Source organism: Curtobacterium sp. MCBD17_013 (assembly GCF_003234565.1).
Lineage (GTDB): Bacteria > Actinomycetota > Actinomycetes > Actinomycetales > Microbacteriaceae > Curtobacterium.
The window spans coordinates 101694-121096 of sequence record NZ_QKTU01000004.1 but is presented as its reverse complement, the minus strand read 5'-3'; the positions used below and the strand labels follow the sequence as shown (position 1 = coordinate 121096).

General features: G+C 71.4%; 16 protein-coding genes. 10 read left to right on the top strand and 6 right to left on the bottom strand.

What is annotated here, in order from left to right:
• Positions 1–91: 91 nt before the first annotated feature.
• On the bottom strand, positions 92–1747 hold the full coding sequence (locus tag DEI81_RS06675; protein ID WP_111009750.1) for a RecQ family ATP-dependent DNA helicase: 1656 nt from the start codon (positions 1745–1747) through the stop codon (positions 92–94).
• Between the two features lie 192 nt (positions 1748–1939).
• Here DEI81_RS06675 and sucC point away from each other — a divergent pair, with 192 nt between their 5' ends.
• The 5 genes from sucC (at position 1940) to purH (ending at position 8140) form a co-directional block, all read left to right on the top strand.
• Positions 1940–3109: an ADP-forming succinate--CoA ligase subunit beta gene (gene sucC / locus DEI81_RS06670; protein ID WP_111009749.1), complete on the top strand. Its 1170-nt coding sequence runs from the start codon at positions 1940–1942 to the stop codon at positions 3107–3109.
• A 14-nt stretch (positions 3110–3123) separates the two neighbouring features.
• The gene (gene sucD, locus DEI81_RS06665) at positions 3124–4014 is read left to right on the top strand and encodes a succinate--CoA ligase subunit alpha (RefSeq protein ID WP_111009748.1); all 891 of its coding nucleotides are present in this window, start codon (positions 3124–3126) and stop codon (positions 4012–4014) included.
• A 64-nt stretch (positions 4015–4078) separates the two neighbouring features.
• Positions 4079–5803 (top strand): DUF6350 family protein, encoded by a 1725-nt coding sequence (locus DEI81_RS06660; protein ID WP_111009747.1) that lies wholly within the window; start codon positions 4079–4081, stop codon positions 5801–5803.
• Between the two features lie 82 nt (positions 5804–5885).
• Positions 5886–6479: a phosphoribosylglycinamide formyltransferase gene (gene purN / locus DEI81_RS06655; protein WP_111009746.1), complete on the top strand. Its 594-nt coding sequence runs from the start codon at positions 5886–5888 to the stop codon at positions 6477–6479.
• Entirely contained in the window at positions 6476–8140 is a 1665-nt protein-coding gene (gene purH, locus DEI81_RS06650; RefSeq protein WP_111009745.1) for a bifunctional phosphoribosylaminoimidazolecarboxamide formyltransferase/IMP cyclohydrolase, read from the top strand. Before purN ends, purH begins: the two co-directional genes overlap by 4 nt.
• A 60-nt stretch (positions 8141–8200) precedes the next feature.
• Here the strand turns inward: purH and DEI81_RS06645 are convergent, their stop codons facing one another.
• Both DEI81_RS06645 and DEI81_RS15965 read right to left on the bottom strand, forming a co-directional pair.
• Entirely contained in the window at positions 8201–8665 is a 465-nt protein-coding gene (locus tag DEI81_RS06645; protein ID WP_111009744.1) for a hypothetical protein, read from the bottom strand.
• A complete protein-coding gene (locus tag DEI81_RS15965) occupies positions 8662–9180 on the bottom strand; it encodes a hypothetical protein (RefSeq protein ID WP_146244035.1) in 519 nt (172 codons plus the stop codon). Before DEI81_RS15965 ends, DEI81_RS06645 begins: the two co-directional genes overlap by 4 nt.
• 555 nt (positions 9181–9735) lie before the next feature.
• Between DEI81_RS15965 and DEI81_RS06640 the strand changes: the two genes are divergently transcribed.
• From DEI81_RS06640 to DEI81_RS06630, 3 genes are all read left to right on the top strand, one after another.
• Positions 9736–11547, top strand: coding sequence for an ABC transporter ATP-binding protein (locus DEI81_RS06640; RefSeq protein WP_111009743.1), 1812 nt, complete (start codon positions 9736–9738; stop codon positions 11545–11547).
• A 167-nt stretch (positions 11548–11714) separates the two neighbouring features.
• Positions 11715–13523, top strand: a complete 1809-nt coding sequence (locus DEI81_RS06635; protein ID WP_111009894.1) for an ABC transporter ATP-binding protein — start codon at positions 11715–11717, stop codon at positions 13521–13523.
• 190 nt (positions 13524–13713) lie between these two features.
• A complete protein-coding gene (locus DEI81_RS06630) occupies positions 13714–14238 on the top strand; it encodes a DUF805 domain-containing protein (RefSeq protein ID WP_111009742.1) in 525 nt (174 codons plus the stop codon).
• A 21-nt stretch (positions 14239–14259) separates the two neighbouring features.
• On the opposite strand, the gene DEI81_RS06625 is transcribed toward DEI81_RS06630, so the two are convergent.
• The 3 genes from DEI81_RS06625 to DEI81_RS06615 all read right to left on the bottom strand — a co-directional run bounded on the left by DEI81_RS06625 (position 14260) and on the right by DEI81_RS06615 (position 16294).
• Positions 14260–15408: a glutathione-independent formaldehyde dehydrogenase gene (locus DEI81_RS06625; RefSeq protein ID WP_111009741.1), complete on the bottom strand. Its 1149-nt coding sequence runs from the start codon at positions 15406–15408 to the stop codon at positions 14260–14262.
• 104 nt (positions 15409–15512) lie between these two features.
• Positions 15513–15833 carry an MGMT family protein gene (locus tag DEI81_RS06620; RefSeq protein WP_181434597.1) on the bottom strand — a complete coding sequence of 107 codons (321 nt, stop codon included), beginning with the start codon at positions 15831–15833 and terminating at the stop codon, positions 15513–15515.
• A gap of 8 nt (positions 15834–15841) precedes the next feature.
• Positions 15842–16294, bottom strand: coding sequence for a GNAT family N-acetyltransferase (locus tag DEI81_RS06615; protein ID WP_111009740.1), 453 nt, complete (start codon positions 16292–16294; stop codon positions 15842–15844).
• Positions 16295–16418: 124 nt separating this feature from the next.
• Between DEI81_RS06615 and DEI81_RS06610 the strand changes: the two genes are divergently transcribed.
• Both DEI81_RS06610 and DEI81_RS06605 read left to right on the top strand, forming a co-directional pair.
• Entirely contained in the window at positions 16419–17759 is a 1341-nt protein-coding gene (locus DEI81_RS06610; protein WP_111009739.1) for an ROK family transcriptional regulator, read from the top strand.
• 215 nt (positions 17760–17974) lie between these two features.
• Entirely contained in the window at positions 17975–19333 is a 1359-nt protein-coding gene (locus DEI81_RS06605; RefSeq protein WP_111009738.1) for an extracellular solute-binding protein, read from the top strand.
• Positions 19334–19403: the final 70 nt, after the last annotated feature.

Here is a 19403-nt window from a genome sequence, read left to right as displayed (position 1 = left end):
GGGGGAGTGGAGCGCGGCCGCCGACGGGTGGTCGAGCGGCCGCGCCTTCCCCGACCCGCGCCGGGCCGCCGGCAGCGGGTGACGACGGCCGTCAGACGGTCCGCAGGAGGCCCCGCTCGCGCACCGCGTCGATCGACAGCACGCGGTACCCCACCGACTCGAAGAACACGGTGATCCGGTCCTCCTCGGTGCTCATGACGGTCCCGTGACCCCACTCGTCGTGCTCGACCTCGGAGTCCGGCGGGTACGCGGCGTCGTTCGAGCCGTCCGCCACGTGGGCGTCCTGCGCGTACGCCGAGCCGGAGGCGCACGTGTCGCAGTTGCCGCAGGGCTGGGGCAGCTCGTCGCCGAAGTAGCCGAGCAGGAACTGGCGTCGGCAACCGAGGGTCTCGGCGTACTGCCGCATCATCGCGATGCGCGACTCCTCGATCCGCTCACGGTCCTCGGCGCGGGCGACCGCGGCGTCGGCGGCGGCGTCCGCGTCCCGCGCGGCGTCGTCGTCGGTGCGGACGAGGCCGTCCTCGGTCTCCTCGAGCGCCCCGCCCTCGACGAGGGCGTTCGCGTAGCGGCCGAGGGACCGCGTGGGCACCTCCGCCGCCTCGGCGAGCTCGGGACGACGGATCGCGCCGTCGTCGGGCACGGCGTCGAACACCGTGCGGAGCTTCGCCTTGGCGGGCGTGCCGGACGCGAAGAACCGCCGCAGCCCGAGGTCCTCGGCCCGGTAGTGGAGGGTCGTGGTCGCCGGATCGCCGTCGCGTCCGGCCCGGCCGATCTCCTGGTAGTACGCGTCGACGGACTCGGGCACGTCGGCGTGCACGACGAAGCGCACGTCCGGCTTGTCGATGCCCATGCCGAACGCGTTCGTCGCGACGACGACGTCGAGGGTGCCGGCGAGGAACGCCTCGTGCACCTCCTGCCGCTCGGACGCCTTGAGTCCGGCGTGGTACGCGCGGACGTTCCGCCCGCGGTCCGCCAGCTCGTCCGCGTACCACTCGGTCTCCTTGCGGGTCGCCACGTACAGCAGACCGGGGACCGGGAGGGCCGCCACCTGCTCGACGACGGCGGCCCGCTTGCCGTCGTCGTCGCTGTGACGCACGACCTCGAGCCGGAGGTTCGGCCGGTCGAACCCGCGGCTCAGCTCGAGCGGGTCCCGCATGGCGAGCCGCTCGACGATCTCGGACCGGACCGGACCCGAGCCGGTCGCGGTCATGGCGAGGACCGTCGGGTGACCGAGCCGCTCGACGACCTCGCCGAGGACGAGGTAGTCGGGGCGGAAGTCGTGCCCCCAGCTCGACACGCAGTGGGCCTCGTCGACGACGAACAGGCGCACGCCGAGGTCGAGCAGGCGTTCGACGACCTCGTCCTTCGCGAGCTGCTCGGGCGCGAGGAACACGTACTCGGCGTCTCCGCTCGCCAGGTCGGCCCATGCCTGTTCGACCTCGCCCGCGGACCGGGTCGAGTTGACGGCGACCGCACGGGGTCCGCCGGTCTGCTCTCGCGCCTCGAGCCCCGCCACCTGGTCGTCCTGCAGCGCGATGAGCGGGGAGACGACGACGGTCGGGCCGTCGATGAGGAGCCCCGCCACCTGGTAGATGCCGGACTTGCCGTAGCCGGTCGGCATCACGGCGAGGGTGTCACGTCCGCCGACCACCGCCTCGATCGCCTCGGCCTGGCCGGCGTGCAGGGCCTCCCAACCGAAGACCTCGCGGGCGGTCGCCTCGGCACGGTCGCGGATGTCATCGCTCATGCACGACACCCTGCCGGAGCGCCGCTCGGAGGCGACCCGGCGGCCGGGGTACGACCGGCCCGGAGCGCTAGGCTGGCCGCGGCCGTTGTCTCGACATCGAGCGACCTCGACGTCGAGTGCGACCGTCCGACCAGCGCCGACGCACGACGACGGCGCTGCCCGAAGACGCACATCGCGGTGAGGAAGAACAGCGTGGATCTTTTCGAGTACCAAGCCAGGGACCTCTTCGAGTCCTCCGGCGTCCCCGTCCTGCAGGGCATCATCGCCGACACCCCCGACGAGGCCCGCGCGGCGGCCGAGCGCATCGGCGGGGTCGTCGTGGTGAAGGCGCAGGTCAAGGTCGGCGGGCGTGGGAAGGCCGGTGGGGTCAAGGTCGCGAAGACCCCCGACGAGGCGTACGAGGCCGCGCAGGCCATCCTCGGGCTCGACATCAAGGGCCACACCGTGCACCGCGTGATGGTGGCGCAGGGCGCGCAGATCGCCGAGGAGTTCTACTTCTCCGTGCTGCTCGACCGCGCCAACCGCTCGTACCTGTCGCTCGTCAGCGTCGAGGGCGGCATGGAGATCGAGCAGCTCGCGGTCGAGAAGCCCGAGGCACTCGCCCGCGTCGAGGTCAACCCGCTCACCGGGATCAACGACGCCGAGGCCGAGCAGATCGCACGCCAGGCCGGGTTCCCCGAGGACCTGATCCCCGCGGTCGTGCCCGTGTTCGTCGCGCTCTACGGCGTGTTCCAGGGCGAGGACGCCACGCTCGTCGAGGTCAACCCGCTCGTCCGCACCGAGGACGGCCAGATCCTCGCGCTGGACGGCAAGGTGTCGCTCGACGACAACGCGGGTTTCCGGCACGAGGACCACGCCGCGCTCGAGGACAGCGCCTCGGCCGACCCGCTCGAGGCGAAGGCCGGGGCGCACGGCCTCAACTACGTCAAGCTCGACGGCGAGGTCGGCGTCATCGGCAACGGAGCCGGGCTCGTCATGTCGACGCTCGACGTCGTCGCGTACGCGGGGGAGCGCCACGGCGGCGTCAAGCCCGCCAACTTCCTCGACATCGGCGGCGGCGCCTCGGCGGAGGTCATGGCCAACGGCCTCGACGTCATCCTCGGGGACCCGCAGGTGAAGAGCGTCTTCGTCAACGTCTTCGGCGGGATCACCGCGTGCGACGCCGTCGCGAACGGCATCGTCGCCGCGCTCGGGATCCTCGGCGACGCGGCCACGAAGCCGATCGTCGTGCGGCTCGACGGCAACAACGTGGACGAGGGCCGGCGCATCCTCGCCGAGGCGGCACACCCGCTCGTCACCGTCGTGGCGACCATGGACGACGCGGCCGAGAAGGCCGCCGAACTCGCCGCGGCCGCGGCCTAGAAGGGACCAGCACCATGTCCATCTTCCTCGACAAGGACTCGAAGGTCATCGTCCAGGGCATCACCGGCGGCGAGGGCACGAAGCACACCGCGCTCATGCTCAAGGCCGGGACGAAGGTCGTCGGCGGCGTGAACGCGCGCAAGGCCGGCACGACGGTCACACACGGCGACGTCACCCTGCCCGTGTTCGGCTCGGTGACCGAGGCCATCCAGGAGACCGGAGCGGACACGTCGATCGTGTTCGTCCCGCCGGCCTTCGCGAAGGACGCCGTGATGGAGGCCATCGACGCCGAGATCCCCCTCGTCGTCGTCATCACCGAGGGCATCCCGGTGCAGGACGCGGCGGAGTTCTGGGCACACGCGAAGGCGCTCGGCGGGAAGACCCGGATCATCGGGCCGAACTGCCCCGGCATCATCACGCCGGGTGAGTCCCTCGTCGGCATCACCCCCGCGAACATCACGGGCAAGGGGCCGATCGGCCTCGTGTCGAAGTCGGGCACGCTGACCTACCAGATGATGTACGAGCTCCGGGACCTGGGGTTCTCCACCGCGATCGGCATCGGCGGCGACCCGGTCATCGGCACGACGCACATCGACGCGCTCGCCGCGTTCGAGGCCGACCCCGAGACGACCGCGATCGTCATGATCGGCGAGATCGGCGGCGACGCCGAGGAACGCGCGGCCGACTTCATCAAGGCCAACGTCACGAAGCCGGTGGTGGGCTACGTCGCCGGGTTCACGGCGCCGGAGGGCAAGACCATGGGGCACGCCGGGGCGATCGTGTCCGGCTCGGCCGGCACGGCCGAGGCGAAGAAGGCGGCGCTCGAGGCCGCCGGGGTCCGCGTCGGCAAGACCCCGAGCGAGACCGCGGCCCTGCTGCGGGAGGCAGTCGCCGCACTCGGCTGAGTGTCGCCCGGCCCGCCGCGCGCCGACCCGGTGTGCGGCGGGCCCTCCCGTATCCTCGTCCGCGATGAACCGCCCGGGCACCGCTCTCTTCGCCGCCGTCGAGGCCGTCGTGACGGTCGCCGTCGGCGTCGGGATCGCCCTCGTGCCGCTGACGCTCCTCTGGGGCATCGAGTACGGCCTGCAGGTCCCGTGGCTCGCGTTCTGGCGGGCGGCGGGGAGCGTCTGGCTGATCGGCCACGGCGTCGACGTCACCTTCGTGCTCGACGCCGCCACCGCCAAGGCGACCGGCCTCAGCGGCGCCGACGCGCCCATCGTCCTGACGATCGCGGCGCTCGGGTTCGCGGTGATCACCGCGTGGCTCGGCGCACGCGCCGGTCGACGCCTCGCCGAGACCGAACACCGCGTGACCGGCAGCATCGCCGGCATCGTCGTCGTCGCCGCGTTGGCGCTCGCCGTCGCGCTGTCGACCGTCAGCGTCGCGGCTCGTCCCTCGATCTGGCAGTCGGTCCTGCTGCCGACCCTCTGGTACGCCGTGCCGCTGCTCGTGGCGGCCGAGGTCGCCCGACGCCGCCGGGGCGCCGATCCCGACCCCGCGACCGCCGCGGTGCTCGACGCCGTCGACCGGATCCCGGGCCCGTGGCGCTCCGTGACCGACGTGGCGCTGCGCGGCGGTCTCGGCGTCGTGGCGGTGCTCGTGACCGCGGCGGCCCTGCTCGTCGCCCTGCTCGTGCTCGGGTCGTACGCCCAGGTCATCACGCTCTACGAGCAGTCGCACGCGGGACTCGTCGGCGGTCTCGCGATCACGGTCGGTGAACTCGCGTTCCTGCCCGACCTCGTCGGCTGGGCGATGGCGTGGATCGTCGGCCCCGGGTTCGCGATCGGCACCGGGTCGGACGTCTCGCCGATCGGCACGACCCTCGGTCCGATCCCGGGCATCCCCGTCCTCGGCGCGCTTCCCACCGGAGGACACGCGTTCGGCCTGCTGTCCGTGCTGGTGCCCGCCGTCGGGGCGTTCCTCGTCGCCGCGCTGCTCCGCCCGCGGCTCGTCCGCGCCCTCGCGGAGGGGAACACGGCCGGACGCCGCGCCATCGCCGGCGTCGGCATCGGCGTGGTGGCGGGGCTGGCGACGGGACTCGCCGCGTGGCTGACCGCCGGTTCCCTCGGCCCCGGACGACTCGTCACCGTCGGGCCGTCCCCCGTCGCCGTCGGGGCACTCGCCGCGCTCGAGGCCGGTGTGCCGGCGGTCCTCGCGCTCGCGGTCGGCAGCGACCTGGTGCGGTGGCCGGAGCGCGACTCCTGGCTGCCCCGCCGTGAACGCTGGCGCGACGACGATGCGGAGGCGGCCGCCCCGCTCCCCGTGGACACCATCACCGAGGACGACGACGGCGGGTTCCTCGGCGCGCTCGGCCGGGCCGGGGCGGCGGACACGACGACGGTGGGCGGCCGCACCGGTGGCCACTCCCGGTTCCGCGTGACGGGACGCAGTGGTGCGACGATCGCGCACCCCGAGCAGCCGACCGAGCCGGTGTCCGACGGGGACCCGGAGGTCGTCCGCGAGCTCGAGCGCGAGCGCGAGCGGGAACGCGAGGCCGCGCTGCCCCAGCTCCCGCTCGGATGGGCGGCCCGGCCGTCCCGGCACGCTGAGACCAGAGGGTCCGACGGCGCCGAGTCGACGTCCCCCGAAGCGGTCGGCGGCGAGGCGGACCAGTGGGACACCGACGTCGTCGACGAGATCCCCGAGCACGAGCTCCCGTGGTGGCGTCGGCCCAAGGGCGACGCCGGCCGCTGAACGACAGCCGCGGCGACGCCGCCCGCTGAACGACACCCGCGGCGACGCCGCCCGCTGAACGACACCCGGTAGGCTGGCGACCGTGCTCGAACTGGTGGTGCTGATCTCCGGTGCCGGATCGAACCTCCGCGCGCTGCTCGACGCCGCACGGGACGCCGAGTACCCCGCACGGGTCGTCGCGATCGGTGCGGATCGTGACGCCGAGGGGCTCGACCTCGGCGAGGAGTACGGCATCCCGACCTTCACGGTCCCCTTCACGGCGTTCGCGACCCGGCAGGAGTGGGGTGCCGCCCTGGCCGAGCAGATCCGCCCGTGGACGCCCGACCTGCTCGTGCTCTCGGGGTTCATGCGGCTGCTCCCGCACGACGTCGTCGCCGAGTTCAGCCCCGCGATCGTCAACACCCACCCCGCCCACCTGCCCGAGTTCCCCGGCGCGCACGCCGTGCGGGACGCCCTCGTCGCGGGCGTGCGGGAGACGGGCGCGAGCGTCATCCTCGTCGACGACGGCGTCGACAGCGGCCCGATCATCGTCCAGGAGCGGATCCCCGTGGAGCCGGACGACTCCGAGTCCACGCTGCACGACCGCATCAAGCACGTGGAGCGACGGCTGCTCATCCAGACCGTCCTCGACATCGCCAACGGAACCGTCGACCTGAAGGAACTCGCCCGCGCATGAGCGCCCACGCCGCCGATCCCAGCCTCTACCGCGAGCGCGACCGCGTCGCCGTCCGCCGCGCGCTCATCTCGGTGAGCGACAAGTCCGGCCTCCTCGACCTCGCCGCGGCCCTCGACGCCGCCGGGGTCGAGATCGTGTCCACGGGGTCGACGGCGAAGGCCATCGCCGACTCGGGCATCGGCGTCACCGAGGTCGCCGCGATCACCGGGTTCCCCGAGTCCCTCGACGGCCGCGTGAAGACCCTGCACCCGGCCGTGCACGCGGGTCTGCTCGCCGATCTGCGGCTCGAGTCGCACGAGCAGCAGCTCGCCGACCTCGGGATCGCGCCGTTCGAGCTCGTCGTCGTGAACCTCTACCCCTTCGTCGAGACCGTGGCGTCGGGTGCGGACACGGCGACGGTCGTCGAGAACGTCGACATCGGCGGCCCCGCGATGGTGCGCGCATCCGCGAAGAACCACGCCAACGTGGCCGTCGTGGTCTCGCCGTCGTCGTACGCCGAGGTCATCGCCGCGGTCCGGTCGGGAGGCACGGACCTCGCCCTCCGCCGTCGGCTCGCCACCGCGGCCTTCGCCCACACCGCGGCGTACGACACCGCCGTGGCCGCGTACTTCACCGAGCACGTCGCGGGCGGCCCGACGGTCCATGGCGACGTCGCGCAGCCGGGAGGCCCGGGGAACGGATCAGCGGACGGGTCCGGCGCCAGCGGCTTCGCACCGACGATCCAGCTCGAGGGCTCGCTCGCGGCGGGTCTCCGCTACGGCGAGAACGCGCACCAGGCCGCCGCGCTCTACACCGCCGCCGACGGCCACGGCATCGCGCAGGCGACCCAGCTGCACGGCAAGGAGATGTCGTACAACAACTACGTCGACGCCGACGCAGCGCTCCGTGCCGCGTACGACTTCACGGAGCCGGCGGTCGCGATCATCAAGCACGCGAACCCCTGCGGCATCGCGGTCGCGGCACCCGACGCGGCCGACCCGATCGCCGACGCCCACGCCCGTGCCCACGCGTGCGATCCCCTGTCGGCGTTCGGCGGGGTCATCGCGGCGAACCGCCCCGTGTCGCGCGGCATGGCCGAGGCTGTGGCGGACATCTTCACCGAGGTCGTGATCGCACCCGCGTTCGACCCCGAGGCCGTCGAGATCCTGTCCGCCAAGAAGAACATCCGGCTGCTCACCCTGCCGGCCGACTTCGCCCTGGCGCCCCGCGAGGTCAAGCAGATCTCGGGCGGGTTCCTCGTGCAGGACGCCGACCGGTTCACGACGTTCGACCAGGCGACGTGGGACCTCGTGTCCGGGGACGCCGCGGACGACGCCACCCTCGCGGACCTCGCGTTCGCGTGGAAGGCCTGCCGGGCCGTCAAGTCGAACGCGATCCTGCTGGCGAACGCCGGGGCGAGCGTCGGCGTCGGCATGGGCCAGGTGAACCGGGTCGACTCGTGCCACCTCGCCGTGACCCGGGCGGGCGACCGCGCCGCGGGGTCGGTGGCCGCCTCCGACGCCTTCTTCCCGTTCGCCGACGGGCTGCAGGTCCTCATCGACGCGGGTGTCCGGGCGGTGGTCCAGCCCGGCGGGTCCGTGCGCGACGCCGAGGTGATCGCTGCGGCGAACGCGGCCGGCGTGACGATGTACTTCACGGGCGAACGCCACTTCTTCCACTGACATGCGGATCGGGCTCGAGCTGCTACTACTGGGGAAGAGGCAGAGGAATGCGCAAGTAGTTCACCGCCAAATAGTGATGGATTTGATGTCCTCGGCGTCGTCCTCGTCGATCTCCTCGAACGGATCCCCGCGCCCGACGACACTCTCAGACGGATCGATTTTGCGGCGGGTGCTCTCGTCGATCGTCAGACGCTCGACACGCTCGACGTAGCGCGGCGGCTGTGTTGCAGCGAGTATGGACCCAATACCAGCGGCAGTACCACCTACGTTCACGGTTCGGGTTCTGAACGTTCGAGCAAGGGTGAGGTGAGGGGCGACCTCGACGGCTTGTACCGCCACCTTGACGAGACGGATACCGCCAAGATCTTCGTTGCTGTCGGGGTCCGTCACGCTGACGAAGTCGGGGTCGAGGATGGCGAAGTACATTCCCTGTTCGACGCCGTCTCGTTCCCCCCGGTTCAAGATCACCTCCCGATCGCTGACGATTTCCGCTACCTTGCCCTGAACCTTCTGTGCGTCTGTCAACCTTCGCTCCTGCCATCTTCCTTCGAGAGCTTCGCTAGCAACTCACTCCCGGCTGTTCTAATTTCCTCGATCACATTCGACGACCCGGGGGCAATCCGGTCCCATTCGACTATTGCAGAGTAGAGGCCTGTTCGGACGCCTTCCAGGTCCTCTGACACAAGAGCAATCGGAATAGCGGCTCGCTGCGTGAGGCGCTCTGCTGCGATCAGAGTTACCCGTGCTTGGATGCTCTCAATATCTTGGCTCAAACGGTGTAGTGCGCGAATCGCGCTCCGAGCCTCAACTGATCGGTCCGTCGAAACAGGAGTGATATCAAGTAGAACGCCAAGCAGCGCGCCAATCACGCCGGCAACGCCGACCAGAACTCCGGCCGTGAGATTTCTCGGCGAGGTGTACATGCCGATTGCGACAAGTCCTATGGCAAGGAAAAGGGCTACCCAAAAACGGACGCCGAAGTGAAGTTCGTGGTTCCCAACGCGATAGCCATGCTTCGCCGCGTCGCCGTCCCGTGCCACGGGGGGAGCATAACGACTTTGGCCGTCGCTTGTGATGCGGGGAGCGGTTACAGGAGGCGTATGTCCCCAGCCGTTCGCAGGCGCCGGAACCGCCGCAGGACAGGCGGGTGCAACGCGAGTAGGGCGACACGCCGGACCTCGTTGCGACCTGAGGGCGGCTGCGAATAGTCTGTGAGGCTCCGACCGGCCTCGACACGCCCCACCAGCGCGGCCCGGTGGTCGGCGTGACGATGACGACGACTGGAGTGACGATGAACGCGATGACCAGCACCCTGGCTCCCGCCGGCCTGGACGCCTTCGGAGTCGTCGCCCCGTCCGTCGAGGGACCGACGTTCCGCTAGTCGCCCCCGCGGGGACCAGCACGCCGCCGACGGGTCACCGGTCCGCCGCTCGCGGCGCGTGACGCCTCGGCGTCCGCCCCCGCCCGCCCCACCCGGCCACGCCCATCGTCACCATGACGTCGGGCGGAGGTCCCGCCTCCCGGCCCGCCCGACGGGTCGGAGGTCGCATCAATCCGCACTCCGGTCCCGACCGGTTCGACGATGAGGTCTCCCCATGTCGAGAACGCCCGCTGCAGCAGCGCGTCCGTCCACCTTCCGCGCCATCGCGCGGATCTACCCCTACGTCCAGCCCGCGATCGGGCGCATCGTGCTCGGCATGGTCGCCGCGATGGTCGCGTCGCTCGTCGCGCTCGCGATCCCGTTCGTCCTGCAGGCCCTGGTCGACGGGCCGCTGAAGTCCGGCGACCGTGGCCAGATCGTCCCCGCGGGCCTGGCGGTGCTCGGCCTCGGGGTGCTCGAGGCCCTCATGATCGCCGCCCGCCGTCGCCTGGTCCTCCGGCCGGGCACGTACGTCGAGTCGCGCATGCGGAACGCCCTCTACGCCAAGCTCCAGGACCTGCCGGTCGCGTTCCACGACCGGTGGCAGTCGGGTCAGCTGCTGTCGCGGTCGGTGTCGGACCTCAGCCTGATCCGACGCTGGTTGGCGTTCGGCATCGTGCTGCTCGTCGTCAACATCGTCACGATCATCGTCGGCTTCGGCGTGCTGTTCACGTGGAGCTGGCTGCTCGCGCTCATCTTCATGGTCGCGTCGATCCCGATCTGGATCAACGGCCTCGTGTTCGAGCGCAAGTACTCGGTCGTCGCCCGGCGCAGCCAGGACCAGGTGGGTGACCTCGCGACGAGTGTGGAGCAGTCGGTGCACGGCATCCGCGTGCTCAAGGCGTTCGGCCGCGGCCGGTACAAGCTCGACGAGTTCAGCGAACAGGCCGAGCAGCTCCGGGGCACCGAGATCGAGAAGGCCCGGGCCATCGCCGGCATCTGGCTGTGGCTCCTGCTCGTGCCCGACGTCGCGTTCGCACTGTGCCTGCTCGCCGGGATCTGGCTGGCGTCGCAGGGCCACCTGACGGTCGGGGAGCTGTTCGCGTTCTTCTCGGCAGCGGCGGTCCTCCGGTTCCCGATCGAGTCCATCGGCTTCCTGCTGTCGATGACGTTCGACACCCGGACCGCGGTCGACCGGTTCTTCGAGGTCATGGACTCCGAGAACACGATCCAGGACCCGGAGCGTCCGCGCACGATCACCGACCCCCGTGGTGCGTTGACGTTCACCGACGTGCACTTCCGTTACCAGGACGCGCCCGCGGGCACGCCGGACCTCGTCGACGGGGTGGAGCTCGTCCTGCAGCCGGGCGAGACGATGGCGCTCGTCGGGCTCACCGGGTCGGGCAAGACGACGTTGCTCGCCCTGGTGCCGCGTCTGTACGACGTCACGGGCGGCTCGATCACGATCGACGGTGTCGACGTCCGCGAGCTCACGCGCGAGGAACTGCGGCACCGGGTCGGCGTCGCGTTCGAGGACGCCACGCTCTTCAGCGCCTCGGTGCGGGACAACGTGCTCCTCGGCCGCCCGGACGTCTCGGGGGACGAGGCCGAGGCCCTGCTCCGCGAGGCGCTCGACGTCGCGCAGGCGGAGTTCGTCGACCGGCTCCCGGACGGCGTCGACACCCGCGTCGGCGAGGAGGGCCTGAGCCTGTCCGGCGGGCAACGGCAGCGGCTCGCACTGGCCCGGGCGATCGCCGCCCGACCGAGCGTGCTCGTGCTCGACGACCCGTTGTCGGCGCTCGACGTCGACACCGAGGCCCGGGTCGAGGCGGGACTCCGACGCGTCCTCGCCGAGACGACCTCGCTCATCGTCGCGCACCGCCCCTCCACCGTAACGTTGGCCGACCGGGTCGCGCTCATGCAGGACGGGCGCATCACCGCCGTCGGGACGCACCACGACCTGATGGCCACGAACGACCACTACCGCTACGTCATCTCCTCGCTCGACGAGGACGACGCGACCGCGCGAGAGGAGGCACTGGCATGAGCGACCCCCAGCGGACGTCGGCCAGGCCGGACGCCCCCGGCGAGCCCGAGGACGAGTACCAGACCGAGTTCGAGGAGCGGGCCCAGCCCGCCACGGACACCGCACAGCCGGGAGGCCCGGCCGCCGCCGTCACCGCGGCCGACGACGGGCAGCCGGTCACCGCCTCCATCACCGTGCGCGGTGTGCGCGGCGAGGAGCGGGAGCACTTCACGAAGGCCGAGAGCCGACGGCTCCGGCGTCGGTCGCTCGCGCTCATGCGCTCGCTGCTCGGACCGCTCCGGCGCGACCTGTGGACGATCGCGATCGTCGTGGTGGTGTCGACCGGCGCGCAGGTGGCCGGTCCAACCCTCATCGCGTACGGCATCGACAGCGCGCTGCCGTCGGTGCTCCACCGACAGGACTGGCTCCCCGCGTACCTCGTGGTGGCCGGCTACATCGTCGTCGCCGTCGCGGGCGCGCTGCTCACCGCCTGGTACACCGTGCTCGCGGCGAAGATCAGCCAGAAGATCCTGCTCGACCTGCGCAAGCGCGTGTTCCTGCACACCCAGCGTCTGAGCCTCGAGTTCCACGAGACCTACACGTCCGGGCGGATCATCTCGCGCCAGACGAGCGACCTCGACTCGATCCGCGAACTCCTCGACTCCGGGCTGAACCAGCTCATCCAGGGCGTGCTCTACATGGTGTTCACCGCCATCGCGCTCGTGTCGCTCGACCCGACGTCCGGCCTCGTGCTCGCGATCGCCCTCGTGCCGCTGTGGTTCCTGACCCGGTGGTTCCAGAAGCGCTCGCAGCAGCTGTTCCGGGCGACGCGTGTCACGAGCGCCCGGGTGATCGTGCACTTCGTCGAGACCATGACGGGCATCCGGGCGGTGCAGGCGTTCCGCAAGGAGTCCCGCAACCGCGACGAGTACGCCGGGTACGTCGAGGACTACCGCGCCGCGAACGCCAAGGTGTTCAACCTGTTCGGGACGTTCGATCCGGGCCTCGTGCTCATCGGCAACGCGACGCTCGCGGCGGTCGTCATCATCGGCGCGTTCCGCGTCGTCGATGGCTCGCTCGAGATCGGCGCCCTGCTCGCCGTCGCCCTGTACGCCCGGCGGTTCTTCGACCCGGCCGAACAGCTCGCGATGTTCTACAACGGGTACCAGTCGGCGTCCGCTGCGATGGAGAAGATCTCGGGCGTGCTCGAGGAGGAGCCGAGCGTGCCGGACCCGGTCCGGCCGCAGCACCTCGCCCAGGCGAAGGGCCGCGTCGACTTCGACGACGTCGTGTTCGCGTACAACGCCGAGACGGTCGTGCTCCCCGAGTTCGACCTGCACATCCCGGCCGGTCAGACGATCGCGCTCGTGGGGTCGACGGGCGCGGGCAAGTCGACGCTCGCGAAGCTCATGGCGCGGTTCTACGACCCGTCACAGGGCTCCGTGCGGCTCGACGGCATCGACCTGCGCGACCTCGACCCGCGGGACATGCGGCGCGCGATCGTCATGGTCACGCAAGAGGCGTACCTGTTCTCGGGGTCCGTCGCGGACAACATCGCGCTCGGCAAGCCGGGGGCGTCACGGGCCGAGATCGAGCGGGCGGCGAAGGCCGTCGGCGCCCACACGTTCATCGAGGCGCTGCCCGACGGGTACGACACCGACGTCAACAAGCGCGGTGGCCGGGTGTCGGCGGGCCAGCGGCAGCTGCTGTCGTTCGCCCGGGCGTTCCTGGCGGACCCGCGCGTGCTCATCCTCGACGAGGCCACGGCGTCGCTCGACATCCCGAGCGAGCGGCTCGTGCAGGAGGGTCTCGAGACCCTGCTCGCCGACCGCACCGCCGTGATCATCGCGCACCGCCTCTCGACGGTCGCGATCGCCCACCGGGTGCTCGTCATGGAACACGGGCAGATCGTCGAGGACGGCACGCCGGACGACCTCATCGCGGGTACCGGCCGGTTCGCTCAGCTCCACGCGGCCTGGCGGGACAGCTTGGTCTGACCCGCCGGCCCCGGTCCGGCCGGCCCCGGTCCGGCCGCTCCGGTCCTCCCGCCGGCCCGGTCCTCCCGCCGAGATCGCAGAACACGCCGCTCACGTCCTCATGTGAGCGGCGTGTTCTGCGATCTCGGCGACTCCGAGGACGGCGCGGGGGCGGCGCGGGGGCGTCCCCGGACAGGGCAGGATGGTCCCCATGAGCGACGGTGCCCGACCGACCACGACCCGACCGGACCGGACGGGAGGCCCCGCTGCGGCCCTCCCGATCGGCGTGCCCTGGTACGGCGCCCCGCTGCCCGTCGCCGTCCGCCGGTTCTGGCGCGGCTACGTGGTGCTGCGGGGCCGCGCGAGCCGCAGCGAGTGCTGGTGGTGGCTGCTCGTCGCGGCGCTGGTGGGTCTCGTGTTCGGCATCGTGGCCGGGATCGTCTTCGGGGTCACCGTGGCCACGCTGCCCTCGGGCACGACCACGAGCGGCGTCCCGGACGGGCCCGTCATCGCGATCGTCGTCGTCGTGGCCGTCAGCGCGGTCTGGGGCCTCGCCACGCTCCTGCCGACGATCGCGCTCGGGGTCCGACGCCTGCACGACACGGGACGCAGCGGGTGGTGGCTGCTGCTCGACCTCGTCCCGGTCGTCAACCTCGTGCTGCTCGTGCTGCTCGCCCTGCCGACCGCCCCGCGGGGCGACCGCTACGACCTGGAGGCCGGGCGCGCGACCGCCTGACGGCCGCGGCCCGGCGACCGGTCAGGCCGAGGCGGGGTGCAGCACGACCTTCGTCCAGCCCTCGTCGCGGGCGTCGAAGTGCCGGTACGCGTCCGGTGCCTGGTCGAGCGGCAGGTCGTGGCTCACGATGAAGGACGGTTCCGCCTTGCCCGCGGCGATGAGGTCGCGGAGCTGCCGGTTGTACCGCTTGACCGGCGCCTGCCCGGTGCCCATGTGCTGGCCCTTGAAGAAGAACGTGCCGTAGTCGAGCGCGATCTGCCCGTTCTTGGCGAGCTCGTCCGAGGCGCCCGGGTCCTGCGGCAGGTAGACACCGACGACGCCGATGCCGCCCGTGAACCGCACGGACGCGATGAGGCGGTTCAGCACGAGGTTCGGCTGCTCGTTGCCCTCGGGGTCGTGTGCCTGGTACCCGACGGCCTCCACACCGGCGTCCGCCCCGAGCCCCATGGTCTGGTCGAGGACCGCCTGGACGGGGTCGACCTCGGCGTCGTTGATCGGGATCGCACCGATCGACTCCACCAGACGCAGGCGGTCCGGCTGCCGGTCGACGACCATGACCTTCGCGGCACCCTTGATCGTGGCCGACAGTGCCGCCATCAACCCGACCGGGCCGGCGCCGTACACGACGACCGAGTCGCCCGGCTTCACCCCCGCGAGCTCGGTGCCGTGCCATCCGGTGGGGAAGATGTCCGACAGCATCGCGTAGTCGTTCTCCTTCTCGACCGAGTCCTCGCCGAGACGGAGTGCGTTGTAGTCACCGAACGGCACGCGGAGGAGCTCCGCCTGCCCGCCGCGGTACGGACCCATGTCCGCGTAGCCGTACGCCGCACCGGCCGTCTCCGGGTTCGGCTGCGTCGTCAGGCAGAAGCTCGACCAGCCGCGCTCGCAGTTCTTGCAGAAGCCGCAGGCGATGTTGAAGGGGAGGACGACGCGCTCGCCGACCGAGACCTTCTCGACCCCGGAGCCGACCTCGATCACCTCGCCGAGGTTCTCGTGTCCGAAGACGCTGCCCGGCTCGATGTCCGTCCGGCCGTCGTACATGTGCAGGTCCGACCCGCAGATGTTCGTGGCGGTCACCCGGATGAGGATGTCGGTCGGCTTCTCGATCCGGGCGTCGGGGACGTCCTGGACGCTGACGTCGCGCGGTCCGTTGTAGACGACTGCTCGCATGGTGCTCCTCCTGTTCGTCGCCGGACGACGGGAACGCCCGGCCCCCCGGGACGGTACGCGCGGTGCAGGCCGACTCCGGTCAGGGTGTGTCCCCCGCGAGCGGTTCAGGAGGGCGACCAACGCGCCCGACGCATGTCGACCCTCCAGGTCGGGGTGCCCGGCCGGAGCGGGGTCCCCTCGGTGCGCCAGTGCTCGAGGGCGCGGGCCTCGTGCTCGACGGGCGGCAGACCCCCGGCGCGGACGACGCGCCACCACGGCAGACCGTGGCCCTCGTGCGCCATGACCCGGCCGACCTGCCGCGACGCCCGAGAGCCGAGCACCGCCGCGACGTCGCCGTACGTCATCACCCGGCCGGGCGGGATGCCGCGGACCACATCGGCCACCGCGGCGCCGAAGTCCGTGCCGGGGTCTCCGGGCTCGTCCACCACCGGGTTCAGAGTGTCAGGGCGGCGAAGTGCTCCCCGTACTGCGTCTCGCCGATGACCTGGAACCCGATCGCGCGGAAGAACGGCTCGGGGCCGTCGTCGCCGGGCTCGAACATGACGGTCAGCCGGTCGAACCCGCGCGAGCGGGCTTCCTCTGCCAGGCCGTGCACGGCGAACCGGCCGACTCCGCGGCCCTGGGCCGAAGCGGCGACGTTGAGCCGCCAGATGCAGCTGCGGAGCTCCTCCTGGCTGTTCTCGGCGTCGAAGTTCCCCATGATGAACCCGACGACCTCGTCGCCGTCGAGCACCACGCGCGGCCAGGCCGTCGTCGGTCGGACGTAGGCCTCGGCGATGGAGTGCGACACCGGCTGGACGTACTGCTCCTGCCCTGGCTTGAGCGTGAGCGAGTTCGCCGCGACGATCGTCGCGGCGGAGAGGGGCTCGAGGCGGAGGTCCGTCATGCCGGTCAGGGTAGCGGTGCTCCTGCGAGCGGACCAGAGGGGCTGCCACGAGCTTCCGGAGAACCAGGACGCCCGGGCGTGGCGGGTCGGGCGATAGGGTCGGCCCCGGACGAACGGAGGAGCGATGGCCGAGCATCGACGCGGTGCCAACCTCCCGGCCATCGGCGGGTTCAACCGCACCGTGGTCCTCGACGCGATCCGCCGGAGCACCGACGGGCTGAGTCGCGTCGAGCTCGCCGACCGCACGGGGCTCAGCCCCCAGACCGTGTCCAACGTCACCCGGCACCTCATCGACGCGGGCATGGTCGTCGAGTCGGGCACCGTGGTCGCGGGCCGCGGCAAACCCCGCACGATCCTCCGACTCGATCCCACCAGTCGGTACGCCGTCGGTGTCCACGTCGACCCGGCGGTCGTCACGAGCGTGCTCCTCGACCTCAGGGGGGCGGTCGTCGCCGGGGCGAGCGTCCCGACGCCCTCCGCGGCGAACCCGGACGACGTCGTGTCGACGATGGCCGACGCGGTCGAGCGACTCGTCACCGACGCAGGCGTCGACCGCGCGGCGGTGCTCGGCGTCGGGGTGGCCTCGCCCGGACCGATCGACCCGGAACGGGGCGTCGTCCTCGACCCGCCGTTCCTGCCCCGGTGGCGGGACGTCCCGGTGCGCGACGCGCTCGCCGCGGCCACGGGCCTCCCGGTCCTGCTCGAGAAGGACGTGACGGCCGCCGCCGTCGGCGAGATGTGGCTGACCGACGAGGCGTCGGCCCGGAACTTCGCCTTCGTGTACTACGGCACCGGGTTCGGCGTCGGGCTCGTGATCGACCACGAGCCGCTCCGCGGAGCGGGCGGGAACGCCGGCGACGCCGGCCACATCATGATCGACCAGGGCCTGCTGGCCGAGCTGCCCGAGGGGCCGGGCCCGCGCCGGACACCGGACCGCGGCAGCCGGGGGGTCGGCACCGCGCCGGTGACGACCCGGGCCACCCGGTCGGGGGAGGGCCGGGCCGAGGTCGGCGACACCGTGACGCCCGAGCGCCTGGTCCGCTTCGGCGCCGCGGCCGGACTGGACATCGGCGCGCCCTGGGCGACCGGGGACGGCCCCACCGACGTGGCCGCGGTCGACGCCGCGTTCTCCGAGCTGTCGGCCCTGGTCGCGGAGGGCGACCCGATCGCGCGGGCGATCGCCGCGGCGGCCGGCACCGCGATGGGCCGTGCGGTCGTGGTCATCGTCAACCTGCTCGACGTGGACCGCGTCGTGTTCGGCGGACCCTTCTGGTCGCGCATCGCCGTGGAGGCCCTGCCCGCGGCCGCGCAGGCGATCGCGTCGTCGCCGGTCCTCGTGGCGAAGCACCCCGTCGTGGTCGAGCAGAGCGAGATCGACGAGGACGTCACCGCCGTGGGAGCGGCGTGTCTGGTGCTCGACACGACGTTGTCGCCCCGGGCCTCCACCCTGCTCATCGACCGCTGAGTGCCGCCCCGGCCGCCGGTCGGCCAGGCAGCCCCCTCTCCGCGAAATCGCACTCGTTGTCGCTCTGAGCGCGTGCTGAACGGCAACGAGTGCGATCTCGCGGGATCGGGGCGAAACGCACCCCCGTGGTGCTTGACAAGCATTAAGTCCATACGGTGGACTAATCGCGGACCGGGCAAGGGAGCCCGAAGCGTCCTGTGGAGCAAAGGAGCACCATGAAACGCCCTCGTCTCATCGCCGCGGTCGCAGCAGCAGCGGTCGCAGCCCTGGCCCTGGCCGGGTGCAGCAGCTCGGGATCCTCGAGCAGCGACACCATCAAGATCGCGTACCAGAAGTTCGGCAGCTTCCAGCAGCTCGACCACCACATGAAGGACGTCAAGGCGGCGTTCGAGAAGAAGTACCCGAACATGACCGTCGACCTGGTGCCGATCCAGGCGCAGGAGAACGACTACTACACGAAGCTCGCGCTCATGAACAAGGCGTCGGCCACCGCGCCTGACGTCATGTACGAGGACACGTTCCTCGTCAAGGCGGACGCGCAGGCCGGGTACCTCCTGCCGCTCGACAAGTACACGGCCAAGTGGAGCGACTGGAGCAAGTTCTACACGAACGCCAAGCAGGCGGGGCAGGGCGTCGACGGCAAGACCTACGGCGTCCCGATGGGCACCGACACCCGGGCCCTCTGGTACAACAAGGACATCTTCAAGAAGGTCGGGCTGCCCGTTCCGTGGCAGCCGAAGACCTGGCAGGACGTCCTCGACGCGGCGAAGACGATCAAGGCCAAGGACCCGAGCGTCATCCCGTTCCACATGTACTCGGGCAAGCCGCAGGGCGAGGCCTCGACCATGCAGGGCTTCGAGATGCTCCTGTACGGGGCGGACGGCAAGGGCAACACCCTCTACCAGAACAAGAAGTGGGTGACGGGCTCGAAGCAGTTCGTCGACGCGCTCCAGTTCGTCAAGGACGTCTACCAGGGCGGCCTCGGCCCGACACCGCAGCAGGAACTCGACCCGAACGTCGGCACGACCGTCGCGAACACGTGGCTGCCGAAGGGCCAGCTGGCGATCGACCTCGACGGTTCGTGGCAGTCCGGCACGTGGCTGAAGACCGGGACGGCTCCGTGGTCGCAGTGGTCGAGCGTGCTCGGTCAGGCGCCGATGCCGACGCAGAACGGCCAGGCCCCGGGCTACAACAGCATGTCCGGTGGCTGGACGCTCGCGGTCGGGGCGCATTCCGGGAACCCGCAGGCCGCGTTCAACTTCATCACGATGGCGTTGGACAAGCAGGGGTCGCTCAAGTACGACATCCAGAACAGCCAGATCGCGGTGCGCAGTGACGTCGCCGAGGACCCGACCTACGACGCGTCCAACCCGACGTTCAAGTTCTTCTCCGGACTCGTGGAACACACGAACTTCCGCCCGGCGACGAGCGACTACAGCCAGATCTCGAACGCCATCCAGGTGGCCATGGAATCCGTGATGACCGGGCAGCAGACGCCGAAACAGGCGGCTGCGACCTACGACAAGGCGGTGATCGGGGTGGTCGGTCAGGACCACACCGTCCAGATCAAGTAGGCCGGCCGGCCGGGCGCCCGCCGCTCAGCGGGATCGCGCCAGCGATCCGCGGCGGGCGCCGGGCGAGCCT